This window comes from Pseudomonas sp. R28(2017), assembly GCF_002112505.1.
GTDB lineage: Bacteria > Pseudomonadota > Gammaproteobacteria > Pseudomonadales > Pseudomonadaceae > Aquipseudomonas.
Genome location: NZ_NEHW01000003.1, coordinates 304,951 through 317,816, shown reverse-complemented (window position 1 = coordinate 317,816; position 12,866 = coordinate 304,951). Strand labels below are relative to the sequence as shown.

The window sequence follows — 12,866 nt, the reverse complement described above, 5'->3', positions numbered from 1 at the left end:
CACTGCATTCAAAAACATTAGGATCAAGGATCTGCCATGACTGACCAACAGACCAACGGCGCTGCTGCAGAAGACAACAGCCCTCAGTTCTCCATGCAGCGCATCTACGTGCGTGACCTGTCGTTCGAAGCCCCTAAAAGCCCGCAGATCTTCCGTCAGACCTGGGAGCCGAGCGTTGCCCTGGACCTGAACACCAAGCAGAAAGCCCTGGAAGGCGACTTCCACGAAGTGGTGCTGACCCTGTCGGTAACCGTCAAGAACGGCGACGAAGTGGCCTTCATCGCTGAAGTTCAGCAGGCTGGCATCTTCCTGATCAAGAACCTCGACGCTTCTTCGATGAGCCACACCCTCGGCGCGTTCTGCCCGAACATCCTGTTCCCGTACGCCCGTGAGACCCTGGACAGCCTGGTGACCCGCGGTTCGTTCCCGGCCCTGATGCTGTCGCCGGTCAACTTCGACGCCCTGTACGCGCAAGAGATGCAGCGCATGCAGGAAGCCGGTGAAGTGCCGACCGTGCAGTAATTCTGCCGGTATCAAAAAAGCGCCTCTCGGGGCGCTTTTTTGTTGCCTGTACCGGCCCTTTCGCGGGCGCGCCCGCTCCCACAGGTATTGCACAATCCTCAAGCTTTGCGCGGTCCCTGTGGGAGCGGGCTTGCCCGCGAAGAGGCCGGATCAGGCTATAGGTCAGCTCCCGGCAAACCCGTTCTGCCGCCAGGCCTCATAAACGGTCACCGCCACGGTATTGGACAGGTTCAGGCTGCGGCACCCCGGCCGCATCGGCAGGCGCAATCGTTGCTCGGCTGGCAGGCTGTTCAGGACTTCGGCTGGCAACCCGCGGCTCTCAGGCCCGAACAGGAACGCATCACCGGGCTGATAAGCCACTTCATGGAACGGATGCGAGCCCTTGGTGGTGAAGGCGAACAGCCGTGGATTGCCCAGGCTTTCCAGGCATCCGGCCAGGCTTTCGTGGCGCTTGAGCGTGGCATACTCGTGGTAATCCAGCCCCGCACGGCGCAGGCGCTTGTCGTCCAGTTCGAAGCTGATCGGCTCGATCAGGTGCAGGGCGCAACCGCTGTTGGCGCAGAGGCGGATGATGTTGCCGGTATTCGGCGGAATTTCTGGTTGAAAAAGGATGACGTGAAACATGCACGGCTCCAAACGTGAAGATGACGAGCATTCTACCTCCGAACCCGACCTGCGTTCGAAGGCCTGGCCGCGCATGCTGCTTTCCCTGGCGCTGTTCGGCGTGCTGGTGGGCCTGATGATTGGCCGTTTGACTGCCCCCGATGAGCATGTGCTTGAGCACGTCGAGGTGGTGCAGGATGGCCTGGACTTGTGGTTCAACGAAGAACCCAGGCTGCATGGCGAAAATGTCGAGGGTACCGTGGCGCTGTTGTTCGAGGCCGAGGGCAAGGCGCAGCGTGGTCAGCTTGACCTGCAGGGCAAGCCGGTCGGCTGGCGCTTGCAGAAGAGTGACACGGGGCTGTTGCTGACGGTGATTGCCGCGCGCCCCCTGCACGGCGAATGGGCCGGTGCAGAGGACGCTGGGCGTTGGCGGGTGCAGGTGAAGCTGCACGAATAAAAGAGGGGATGTCCCGGCCTGCCTGTACCGAGGTCCCCAAAAGGGGTTACAGCGTATTAAAGGGGGGATATCCCGGCCTGCCTGTACCGAGGTCCCCAAAACCGGCGTTACTGCGAATAAAAGAGGGGTCACCCGGCCTGCCTGTACCAGGGCCCCCGAAACTGGATATGTATTAGCTATTGCAGGGGGCGTGCCAGTTTTGCAAAACCCGTGAATACTGGGCTTTGAGGGCGATTTGGTCGGTTTTCGAGGGGATTTGTGCCTTGGGGAGGTGCGTCGGGCACAGCATCGGTGCATCGGAGGGCAGAAATGGCTGGGGCCGCAAAGCGGCCCCAAGGGTCTTACAGGTGAACCGCTAAATCAGTGCTCCTCACCCTCATCGTCTTCCCCTCCCGCCACGTTCATCCCCAGTTCCTTGATCTTGCGCGTCAGGGTGTTGCGCCCCCAGCCCAGCAGCACTGCCGCATCACGCCTGCGCCCGGCGGTGTGCTTGAGCGCAGTCTCGATCATGATCCGTTCGAAGCTGGGTACCGCGCTGTCGAGCAGGTTCGATTGCCCTCGCGCCAAGGCCTGGTCAGCCCACTGGCGCAGCGCCTGTTCCCAGTTGGTCACCGGTGCTGCGTCCTGCGGCAGGTTCAGCAGCTCGGGCGGCAGGTCGCCGATCAGCACTTCGCGGCTGGAGGCCATCACGGTGATCCAGCGGCAGGTGTTCTCCAGCTGGCGCACGTTGCCCGGCCACGGCAGGTTGCGGATGAACTCTTCGGTTTCCGGCTTGAGCAGCTTCGGCTCGACGGCCAGCTCCTGGGCGGCACGGCCGAGGAAGTGACGGGCCAGCGCCGGGATGTCCTCGCGGCGGTCGGCCAGGCGCGGGATATGGATGCGGATCACGTTGAGGCGGTGGAACAAGTCTTCGCGGAACTTGCCGGCCGTTACCAGCGACTCCAGGTTCTGGTGGGTCGCCGCGATGATTCGCACATCGACCTTCACCGGCACATGGCCGCCAACCCGATAGAACTCGCCATCGGCCAGCACCCGCAGCAGGCGGGTCTGGGTGTCGGCCGGCATGTCGCCGATCTCGTCGAGGAACAAGGTGCCACCGTCGGCCTGCTCGAAACGGCCGCGGCGCAGGTTGGCCGCGCCGGTAAAGGCGCCTTTCTCATGGCCGAACAGCTCGGACTCCATCAGGTCCTTCGGAATCGCTGCCATGTTCAGGGCGATGAACGGCGATGCAGCACGCGGGCTGTGGCGGTGCAGGGCGTGCGCCACCAGTTCTTTACCGGTACCGGATTCGCCGTTGATCAGCACGGTGATGTTGGAGTGGCTCAGGCGGCCGATGGCGCGGAAGACCTCCTGCATCGCCGGTGCTTCGCCGATGATCTCCGGGGTGCGGGCCAGGGCCTGCGGGACATCCAGGCCTTGCTGTTCCTGCGCGTGCTGATTGGCGCGCTTGACCAGCGACACCGCTTCGTCGACGTCGAATGGCTTGGGCAGGTATTCGAAGGCACCGCCCTGGTAAGACGCCACGGCGCTGTCCAGGTCAGAATGGGCGGTCATGATGATGACCGGCAGGCGCGGGTGCTGCTCGCGGATCTGCGCCAGCAGGTCGAGGCCACTGGCACCGGGCATGCGAATGTCGGAAATGATCACATCCGGCTGCTGGCGAGCCAGGCGGCCCATGACACCATCGGCGCTGTCGAAGCTCTGGGTGGTCATGCCTTCCTGTTGCAGGGCTTTTTCCAGGACCCAGCGGATGGAGCGATCATCATCGACGATCCATACGGTTTCACTTCGGCTCATGAGGCGGTGGCTCCTTGTTCCAGGGGCAGGAAGATCGAGAAGGCGGTGTGCCCTGCGTGGCTTTCACATTCGATCAGGCCCTGGTGCTGGCTGATGATGTTCTGGGTAATGGCCAGTCCGAGCCCGGTACCGTCCGGGCGCCCACTGACCATGGGATAGAAAAGGGTGTCCTGCAGTTCCGCGGGGATGCCCGGGCCGTTGTCGATGATCTCGATGCGCGCCGCCAGGCGATGGCGCACGTGGCCGATGGTGAACTGGCGCACGGCGCGGCTGCGCAGGGAGATGCGGCCCAGGCGCAGCTCATTCTGCGAGCTGATCGCCTGCATCGCATTGCGCACGATGTTCAGTACGGCCTGGATCATCTGTTCGCGGTCGATCAACACGTCCGGCAGGCTTGGGTCGTAATCGCGCACCAAAGTGATGCAGCCTTGGCTTTCGGCTTCGACCAGGCTGCAGACCCGCTCCAGCACCTCGTGGATGTTGGTCATGGCCAGCGACGGCAACTTGTTCGAGCCGAGCATGCGGTCGACCAGGTTGCGCAGGCGGTCGGCCTCTTCGATGATCACATTGGTGTAGTCGCGCAGGCCCTCTTCGGGCAGCTCGCGGGCCAGCAGCTGTGCTGCGCCACGGATGCCGCCGAGCGGGTTCTTGATCTCGTGGGCCAGGCCGCGCACCAGCATCTTGGTGGTTTCCTGCTTGCTCAGCTGGGCTTCTTCCTTGGTGATGCGCAGCAGGCGATCACGCGGGTGCACTTCCAGCAGCAGCAAGGTATTGCCCTGGTGCAGGATCGGCGTCACCGCATAGTCGACGGTGATGGTCTGCCCGGTCAGCGAGGTCAGTTGCGCTTCGCGCTTGGTGAACGGATGCGCCTGCTCCACGGCCTGGCGCAGCGAGTTGAGCGCCTCGGTCGATTCGGTGAACAGCTCACTGATGAACTGCCCGTGGCTGCGCTGGCCGCTGACGGCCAGGAGCATTTCCGCAGCCGGGTTCATGTACTCCAGGCGCAGCTCGGCGTTGAGCAGGAGCGTGGCGGTGGTCAGGTTGTCCAGAAGCAGACGGTGCTGTGCATCGCTGATGGTCATAAGGCGTCGTTGACCTCTTTTGGCGCTTGTCAGGCAGGGCACGGCCATGGCCGGGCAGGCGGCGGATCCGCGGATGCCAGTCTCTGCACAAGAAAATGCAAGAAACAAACCAAGGCTCCGAAAAGAAGCGGAATTGCCTGATAAAGACCTGCAATTGCGCCTATTCGGACCAGATTGCCCTGATTCAACGAGCCTTGTGACCTGTTTTAGGGTGCACTCAAGGGCGTGCGCCTGTTAAGTGCACCAATATAGAGCATAGAGAGTATCCGATAAGTTTCGATTTCAACGGTCCGGCAAGTTGCCTGGCAGGGTTCAGCTTGCGCTGGACCCAGGCGCTCCCTCAGCCGGGGCGGGTGGTGGGCATTCGCCTGCGGAGGTAAATGGCGGTATACCCTTGGCACTGGCGTAGAACACCAGGATCTCGGCCGGTTCAGCGGTGGTGTGGCCCCGATGAAGCCCGTTGACGATCTCGGCCAAGGTGTCACCGGCCTTGAGGCTGACGCGAATGCCAGCTGCGTTTTCCACTTCGATCGCACCGCTCAGCATGTAGCCCATGTTTGGCGCCAGATGGCAGTGCCAGTCCAGCGTCGAACGGGCCGGGATGTGGATTTTCAGCAGTGACAGCTCGGGCTGGCCTTGTGGGTAATGCGTGTAGGGTGTCTGGTCCCAGGCGACCCCTGTGCGCAGGAGTGTCCTGGACGTTATCTCGGTGCTTGGTGGTGGCGGCTCGTTACAGCCTGTAATCAGTAATGTCGTGAGCAGAAGCAGTGCAATACGCATGATCGTTATCCTTCAGCTTGAGTGAGGCGCACACAACTGCGCGGTAGCTCGAACCATGGCCAAATGCCGGAGGGGGTCGTTTGCATATCTGGCAAGGGCGTCCGCCCGCTTGCGTGGGCAATCTTTGATCGGTAGCCGGTCAAGGCGGCCCAGTTCGTGAAGTAGCGTCGACTGCAGCATGTCCAGCCGTGGGCGCAGCTCATTGGCCAGGTCCCGGGGTTGCTGGGGTGGTCGCTTGCCCAGTGCGGTCCAGCGGTCGATGAACCCGTACTGGATCATCTTGTTGGCTTCGATCTGGTCGGCAAAGAAGGCAGTCGCCCGCTCGGGCGTCAGGCCATAGTCGGGCGCTGAGGCGTGAACCTGCTGCAAGACTTGCAGTTCGCGGGCGGGCGCTTCGACCGCCAGGGCGTTGTCCCACTTGTGCACTGCCACGGACTGGGCCAGGTCCAGGCGCTGGCCGATTGCCGCGAGCACGGGTGTGAGTTCGGGTGGCGAGTTGGCGCTGCAGCCAAGGAGGGAGAAGGTGAAGCACAGCACGAAGGGGGTGAGGCGCATGGCAATCTCCTGGTTGTCGGAGATTGGATTGTGCGCAGTCAGCCAATCCTTGCTTGTAGGACGCATCTGAAACGGACGGGTGTAAAACAAAAAACGGCCTTCAGAAGAAGGCCGTTTTCGGTGAATCAGATCGGCGCAAGGCGCCAATCAGATCAGCAGCTGTAGTACAGCTCGTACTCCAGCGGGTGCACGAAGGTGCGGACCTTGATCTCTTCTTCCGACTTCAGCTCGATGAAGGCATCGATGAAGTCGTCGGAGAACACGCCGCCCTTGGTCAGGAACGCACGGCCTTTATCCAGCTCTTCCAGAGCCTCTTTCAGGCTGCCGCACACTTGCGGGATGTCCTTGGCTTCTTCTGGCGGCAGGTCGTACAGGTTCTTGTCGGCTGCATCGCCTGGGTGGATCTTGTTCTGGATGCCGTCCAGGCCAGCCATCAGCAGGGCCGCGAAGGCCAGGTATGGGTTGGCCGATGGGTCCGGGAAGCGTGCTTCGATACGGCGGGCTTTCGGGCTGCCGACGTAAGGAATACGGATCGAGGCGGAACGGTTGCGAGCCGAGTAGGCCAGCATTACCGGGGCTTCGAAGCCTGGGACCAGACGCTTGTACGAGTTGGTCGACGGGTTGGTGAAGCCGTTCAGGGCCTTACCGTGCTTGATGATACCGCCGATGAAGTACAGGGCGGTTTCGGACAGGCCGGCATAGCCTTCACCGGAGAAGGTGTTCTTGCCTTCTTTCCAGATCGACATGTGTACGTGCATGCCCGAGCCGTTGTCGCCGTACAGTGGCTTCGGCATGAAGGTAGCGGTACGGCCGTAAGCGTCGGCAACGTTGTGCACGACGTACTTCAGGGCCTGTACTTCGTCAGCTTTCTTCACCAGAGTGTTGAACTTGACGCCGATTTCGTTCTGGCCGGCAGTCGCCACTTCGTGGTGGTGAACTTCAACGGTCTGGCCCATTTCTTCCAGGGCGTTGCACATGGCGGTGCGGATTTCGTGGTCGTGGTCGAACGGCGGAACCGGGAAATAGCCGCCTTTCACGCCTGGACGGTGGCCTTTGTTGCCGCCTTCCACGTCAGCGTCGGACATCCACGAGCCTTGCTCGGAGAAGATCTTGAACATCGAGCCGGAGATGTCCGACTTGAACTTCACTTCGTCGAAGATGAAGAACTCTGGCTCAGGGCCTGCGAATACGGTGTCACCGATGCCGGTGCTCTTCAGGTACTCTTCGGCGCGCTTGGCGATCGCACGTGGGTCGCGATCGTAGCCTTGCATGCTCGACGGGTCGACGATGTCGCAGGTGATGATCAGGGTCGGTTCTTCGGTGAACGGGTCCAGGACGGCGGTCTCGTCGACCGGCATCAGGATCATGTCGGAAGCTTCGATGCCTTTCCAGCCAGCGATGGAGGAACCGTCGAACATCTTGCCGACTTCGAAGAAGTCTTCGTCCAGGCCATCACGCGCCGGCATGGTCACGTGATGCTGTACGCCCTTGGTGTCCGTGAAACGCAGATCAATCCACTTGACGTCATGATCTTTGATGAGTTGAACCGACTTCGACATGTTGTCCTCCGGAGGGTCTAGAGCGCGGTGGGCCGCTGCTCTGGAAAAAGGGTGTTGCCGGGCGCGGATAGTCGGCCAAGCGTACCTGCCTCACAAGGGAGCAAATTGCATGCCAGTGCCCGAAAATGGCGAGGGCGAGATAAAAAGGGGCGTTTGCGGGCATTTGCCGGGCTGGCAGCGGGTAAAAGTGCACCCTTACGAGGCAAGAATCGAGTGTAGAGCACCAAAGCAGTGCATGGCTTTCAGTGTGTGCTTTTTTTGAGGGCCTCTTCGCGGGCAAGCCCGCTCCCACAGTGATAGCGCCGGGCTGGAATTTTGTGCGGACCCTGTGGGAGCGGGCTTGCCCGCGAAAGGGCCGGTACAGGCAGCACAAAACCCGGCTCCTGCATTTATCTGAAAGCTTCTGATCAAAAGTTGGTCAAATCCTGAGCAATTTCCGCTATAATTCGCGCCCCCTATTTTCGGCAGGCCCTGCGCGCGCTGTTAACCCAATGAAACTTATCGTCAAAGTCTTCCCAGAAATCACCATCAAGAGCCGGCCGGTGCGCAAGCGCTTCATCCGTCAGCTCGGCAAGAACATCCGCAACGTGCTCAAGGACCTCGATCCAGAGCTCGCGGTCGATGGTGTCTGGGACAATCTCGAGGTGGTCACCCGCGTCGAGGACGAGAAGGTCCAGCGCGAGATGATCGAGCGCCTCACCTGCACCCCGGGTATCACCCACTTCCTGCAGGTCGAGGAATACCCGCTGGGTGACTTCGACGACATCGTCGCCAAGTGCAAGCAGCACTTCGGCCACCTGCTGGCCGGCAAGCGTTTCTCGGTGCGCTGCAAGCGCGGCGGCCACCACGACTTCACCTCGATGGACGTTGACCGCTACGTCGGCAGCCAGCTGCGCCAGCAGTGCGGCGCCGCCGGCATCGACCTGAAGACGCCAGAAGTCGTGGTGCGCATGGAGATCCGCGATCAGCGCCTGTACGTGATCCACAACCAGCACAATGGCATTGGCGGCTACCCGCTGGGCGCCCTGGAGCAGACCCTGGTGCTGATGTCCGGTGGTTTCGACTCCACCGTGGCGGCCTACCAGATGATGCGCCGTGGCCTGATGACCCACTTCTGCTTCTTCAACCTCGGTGGCCGTGCCCACGAGCTAGGTGTGATGGAAGTGGCCCACTACCTGTGGAAGAAGTACGGCAGCAGCCAGCGCGTGCTGTTCATCAGCGTGCCGTTCGAAGAAGTGGTCGGCGAGATCCTCAACAAGGTCGACAACAGCTACATGGGCGTGACCCTCAAGCGCATGATGCTGCGCGGTGCCGCGCACATGGCCGACCGCCTGCAGATCGACGCGCTGGTCACCGGCGAGGCGATTTCCCAGGTGTCCAGCCAGACCCTGCCGAACCTGTCGATCATCGACTCGGCTACCGACAAGCTGGTGCTGCGCCCGTTGCTGGCCAGCCACAAGCAGGACATCATCGACCAGGCCACCGAAATCGGCACCGCCGACTTCGCCAAGCACATGCCGGAATACTGCGGCGTGATCTCGGTGAACCCGACCACCCATGCCAAGCGTCACCGCATGGAACACGAAGAAAAGCAGTTCGACATGGCCGTGCTCGAGCGCGCCCTGGAGCGCGCCAAGTTCATCTCCATCGACCACGTGATCGACGAGCTGGGCAAGGACATCGAAGTCGAGGAAGTGGCCGAGGCGCTGCCGGGCCAGATCGTCATCGACATTCGTCACCCCGATGCCCAGGAAGACGAACCCCTGGCGCTGGAAGGTATCGAAGTCCAGGCCATGCCGTTCTATGCGATCAACAGCAAGTTCAAGCATCTGGACCCTATGCGCCAGTACTTGCTGTATTGCGACAAAGGTGTGATGAGCCGTTTGCACGCACACCACCTGCTCAGTGAGGGACATGCCAATGTGCGTGTTTATCGTCCGACATAAGACGCCAGGGCTGTATGGCGGCAGCATCCGCCATCGCCCTCCCGACCATCGGGCCCGCTGAGCCTCAAACCTTACATATTCGCCACCTAAACTGGTGGCAACCGAATCCTCTGATCGAGATACAGTTGTGATCGAAAATCTGCGTAACATCGCCATCATCGCCCACGTTGACCATGGTAAAACCACCCTGGTCGACAAACTCCTGCGTCAGTCCGGCACCCTGGAGCGTAACGAGCTCAACGACGAGCGCGTCATGGACTCCAACGACCAGGAAAAAGAGCGCGGTATTACCATTCTGGCGAAAAACACCGCCATCAACTGGAACGGCTACCACATCAACATCGTCGACACCCCCGGCCACGCCGACTTCGGTGGTGAGGTTGAGCGTGTAATGTCGATGGTCGACTCCGTGCTGCTGCTGGTCGACGCCCAGGACGGCCCGATGCCGCAAACCCGCTTCGTGACCAAGAAGGCCTTCGAAGCCGGCCTCAAGCCGATCGTCGTGATCAACAAGGTCGACCGTCCGGGCGCGCGTCCTGACTGGGTGCTGGACCAGATCTTCGACCTGTTCGACAACCTCGGCGCCACCGACGAACAGCTGGACTTCAAAGTCGTCTACGCCTCGGCCCTGAACGGCATTGCCGGTCTGGACCACACCGCCATGGGCGAAGACATGACCGCCCTGTACCAGTCGATCGTCGACAACGTACCAGCGCCGGACGTTGACCGTGACGGCTCGTTCCAGATGCAGATCTCCGCTCTGGACTACAACAGCTTCCTCGGCGTTATCGGTGTTGGCCGTATCGCCCGTGGCCGCGTCAAGCCGAACACCCCGGTTGTCGCCATCGACACCAACGGCAAGAAGCGTAACGGCCGTATCCTCAAGCTGATGGGCCACCACGGCCTGCACCGCGTCGACGTCGAAGAAGCCCAGGCTGGCGACATCGTCTGCATCAGCGGTTTCGACGAGCTGTTCATCTCCGACACCCTGTGCGCCCCGGATGCGGTAGAAGCGATGAAGCCGCTGACCGTTGACGAGCCGACCGTTTCGATGACCTTCCAGGTCAACGACTCGCCGTTCTGCGGTAAGGAAGGCAAGTTCGTCACCAGCCGTAACATCAAGGACCGTCTGGACAAGGAGCTGCTGTACAACGTTGCTCTGCGCGTTCAGGAAACCGATTCCCCTGACAAGTTCAAGGTATCGGGCCGTGGTGAGCTGCACCTGTCCGTGCTGATCGAAACCATGCGCCGTGAAGGCTTCGAGATGGCTGTAGGCCGTCCTGAAGTGATCATCCGCGAAGTCGACGGCGTGAAGCAGGAACCGTTCGAGAACGTCACCATCGACATCCCTGAAGAATCCCAGGGCAAGGTCATGGAAGAGATGGGTCTGCGTAAAGGCGACCTGACCAACATGGTGCCGGATGGCAAGGGCCGTGTTCGCCTGGAGTACAACATTCCAGCCCGTGGTCTGATCGGTTTCCGTAACCAGTTCCTGACCCTGACCAACGGTGCAGGCATCCTGACTTCGATCTTCGATCGCTACGACACCATGAAGTCGGGCCAGATGTCCGGCCGTCTGAACGGTGTTCTGGTTTCGGTCGAGACTGGCAAGGCACTGACCTACTCGCTGGAAACCCTGCAGGCTCGCGGCAAGCTGTTCGTTGAACACGGCCAGGAGATCTACAACGGTCAGATCATCGGCCTGAACAGCCGTGACAACGACCTGGGCGTGAACCCGACCAAAGGCAAGAAGCTCGACAACATGCGTGCTTCGGGCAAGGACGAAGTCATCGCCCTGGTTCCGCCGGTTCGCCACACCCTCGAGCAGGCCCTGGAATTCATCCAGGACGACGAGCTGTGCGAAGTGACGCCGAAGTCGATCCGTCTGCGCAAGAAGATCCTGGACGAAGGCGAGCGTACCCGCGCTGCCAAGAAAGCCAAGAACTGAGTTAGCTCAGGCTGAATGAAAACGCCCCCGGTCGAAAGGCCGGGGGCGTTTTTGTTTGTATGGCGCAAGGTTTTTGTAGGTGATGTCTCAAGCTCGCGTAGGTTGCATCTTCCAGAGCCTTTCGCGCCTTGTGAGTGCTCGTTGTCATGCCTAGCGTGGAGTGCATTCTCTCGTATAGGAAGCATGACCATGAATTATCGCTTGGCGATGGCCATCCCCTGCCTGATGGTTAGCTTGCAGGCTTGCGCCGTGCAGGAATGCACCAACCCGCGTCCGCAGGAGGTCGTTCAGTGCCATATTGGCAAGGTGCGCCAGACACCCTTGGAATCTGAATTGATCGAGCAGGCCTCCGAGCCTGGTTACGCACTCCGTCGCCTGCAGATGGTTTCGCAGGTGTGGGAACCTGCCCCGGTGCTTGAGCCGCGCCGCTGGGAGCACAATGTCGAGCTGCACATCCCGGGCAATGCAGTGCCTGGCAAAGCCTTGCTGGTGGTGAACAACGGCGTGCGGCACGGGCCGGCGCAAACCCCTGACTATGCCCGTGAAGCGTTGCGCGAAGTCGCCCTCAAGGCGCAGATGGCCGTGGTCATGATCAGCGATGTGCCCAACCAGTACGTAACCTTTGCCGATGTCGACAAGCCCTTGCGCGAGGATGACGCTGTCGCCCATACCTGGGCCCATTCGCTGCGTGGGGCGGCGCCGGAACTGCCACTGCATGTGCCAATGGCTGCGGCGGCGAGCCGGGCGATGGACCTGGCCGAGCAGGAGCTGGGCAAGCAGGGGCTCACGGTGGACCGTTTCATCATCACGGGTGCTTCCAAGCGCGGCTGGAGTGCATGGCTCACGGCATTGGCCGATGAGCGGGTGATGGCCATCGTGCCCAGTGTGATCGACGTCGCGGACACTTCGGACATGCTGGCTGGATTGCGCAAACGTTATGGGGGGCACTGGCCCTTGGCGCTGGGTTCCTACCAGCAGGCCGGTGTTCTGCAACAGCTGGGCACCCCGGCATTCGAGCGGCTGATGGTGATGATGGATCCGATGCAGTACCTGGGCGAGGAGGGGCAGCGCCTGGCCATTCCCAAGTACCTGGTATCAGCCAGTGGTGACGACTTCTTCGCGCCTGATCCGGTAACCGATTATCAGCAGCGCCTGCCAGGCATGACCAGCTTGAGGGTGTTGCCCAATTCCGACCATGGTGGTGTGCGACAAGCGGTGGTCAGCACCTTGGTGCCGGTGGTGACGCGCCTGCGCGATGGCAAACCGCTGCCGAGCGTGCAGGTGTCGGCAAGCGGGCAGGCCGGGCAGATGCTCGTCGACTTCTCCGAAACGCCAGTGGCGGTGAAAGTGTGGACGGCGAGCAACAGCCAGGACCGCGACTTCCGTTATGCCTGCGGGGTGCGCTACCAGTCCGAAACGCTCGCGCCCAAGCAACACTTCACCCTGCAACGCACGGAGCCCGCTACGGGATGGCAGGCGCAGTTCGTCGAAGCGAAGTTCGCTGATGGCTTCATCGCCACCAGCCCGGTCAGCGTGCTGCCGCAGACGTACCCCGAGCACCCGCCGACGGATCAGGGTGGTGCTTGCCGCAGCTTCCCGGCGCAGAACACGTGAGAA

General features: G+C 61.4%; 11 protein-coding genes. 5 read left to right on the top strand and 6 right to left on the bottom strand.

Going from position 1 to position 12,866, the window contains the following annotated elements; translation table 11 throughout:
• Positions 1-36 precede the first annotated feature (36 nt).
• Positions 37-522, top strand: a complete 486-nt coding sequence (gene secB, locus CAF78_RS06910) for a protein-export chaperone SecB (RefSeq protein WP_085677971.1) — start codon at positions 37-39, stop codon at positions 520-522.
• A 162-nt stretch (positions 523-684) separates the two neighbouring features.
• Here secB and trmL read toward each other — a convergent pair whose 3' ends face one another.
• Positions 685-1,146: a tRNA (uridine(34)/cytosine(34)/5-carboxymethylaminomethyluridine(34)-2'-O)-methyltransferase TrmL gene (gene trmL, locus CAF78_RS06900; protein ID WP_085677973.1), complete on the bottom strand. Its 462-nt coding sequence runs from the start codon at positions 1,144-1,146 to the stop codon at positions 685-687.
• On the opposite strand from trmL, the gene CAF78_RS06895 reads away from it, so the two are divergent.
• Positions 1,145-1,582 carry a hypothetical protein gene (locus CAF78_RS06895; RefSeq protein WP_085677974.1) on the top strand — a complete coding sequence of 146 codons (438 nt, stop codon included), beginning with the start codon at positions 1,145-1,147 and terminating at the stop codon, positions 1,580-1,582. The two genes, trmL and CAF78_RS06895, sit on opposite strands and share 2 nt — an antisense overlap.
• Positions 1,583-1,942: 360 nt before the next feature.
• Here CAF78_RS06895 and ntrC read toward each other — a convergent pair whose 3' ends face one another.
• The 5 genes from ntrC to glnA form a co-directional block, all read right to left on the bottom strand.
• Positions 1,943-3,379: a nitrogen regulation protein NR(I) gene (gene ntrC / locus CAF78_RS06890; protein WP_085677975.1), complete on the bottom strand. Its 1,437-nt coding sequence runs from the start codon at positions 3,377-3,379 to the stop codon at positions 1,943-1,945.
• On the bottom strand, positions 3,376-4,461 hold the full coding sequence (gene glnL / locus CAF78_RS06885; protein WP_085677976.1) for a nitrogen regulation protein NR(II): 1,086 nt from the start codon (positions 4,459-4,461) through the stop codon (positions 3,376-3,378). Before glnL ends, ntrC begins: the two co-directional genes overlap by 4 nt.
• Before the next feature lie 312 nt (positions 4,462-4,773).
• Positions 4,774-5,241, bottom strand: coding sequence for a cupin domain-containing protein (locus CAF78_RS06880; protein WP_177408504.1), 468 nt, complete (start codon positions 5,239-5,241; stop codon positions 4,774-4,776).
• A 12-nt stretch (positions 5,242-5,253) separates the two neighbouring features.
• Positions 5,254-5,796: a chorismate mutase gene (locus tag CAF78_RS06875; RefSeq protein WP_085677977.1), complete on the bottom strand. Its 543-nt coding sequence runs from the start codon at positions 5,794-5,796 to the stop codon at positions 5,254-5,256.
• Positions 5,797-5,948: 152 nt separating this feature from the next.
• Positions 5,949-7,355, bottom strand: a complete 1,407-nt coding sequence (glnA, locus tag CAF78_RS06870; protein WP_079230023.1) for a type I glutamate--ammonia ligase — start codon at positions 7,353-7,355, stop codon at positions 5,949-5,951.
• A 491-nt stretch (positions 7,356-7,846) separates the two neighbouring features.
• Between glnA and thiI the strand changes: the two genes are divergently transcribed.
• The 3 genes from thiI (at position 7,847) to CAF78_RS06855 (ending at position 12,863) form a co-directional block, all read left to right on the top strand.
• Positions 7,847-9,301 (top strand): tRNA uracil 4-sulfurtransferase ThiI, encoded by a 1,455-nt coding sequence (gene thiI / locus CAF78_RS06865; RefSeq protein WP_085677978.1) that lies wholly within the window; start codon positions 7,847-7,849, stop codon positions 9,299-9,301.
• Positions 9,302-9,428: 127 nt separating this feature from the next.
• Complete coding sequence (gene typA, locus CAF78_RS06860) at positions 9,429-11,249, top strand: translational GTPase TypA (protein ID WP_027921032.1); 1,821 nt, start codon at positions 9,429-9,431, stop codon at positions 11,247-11,249.
• Between the two features lie 189 nt (positions 11,250-11,438).
• Positions 11,439-12,863: a PhoPQ-activated pathogenicity-related family protein gene (locus tag CAF78_RS06855; protein ID WP_085677979.1), complete on the top strand. Its 1,425-nt coding sequence runs from the start codon at positions 11,439-11,441 to the stop codon at positions 12,861-12,863.
• Positions 12,864-12,866: the final 3 nt, after the last annotated feature.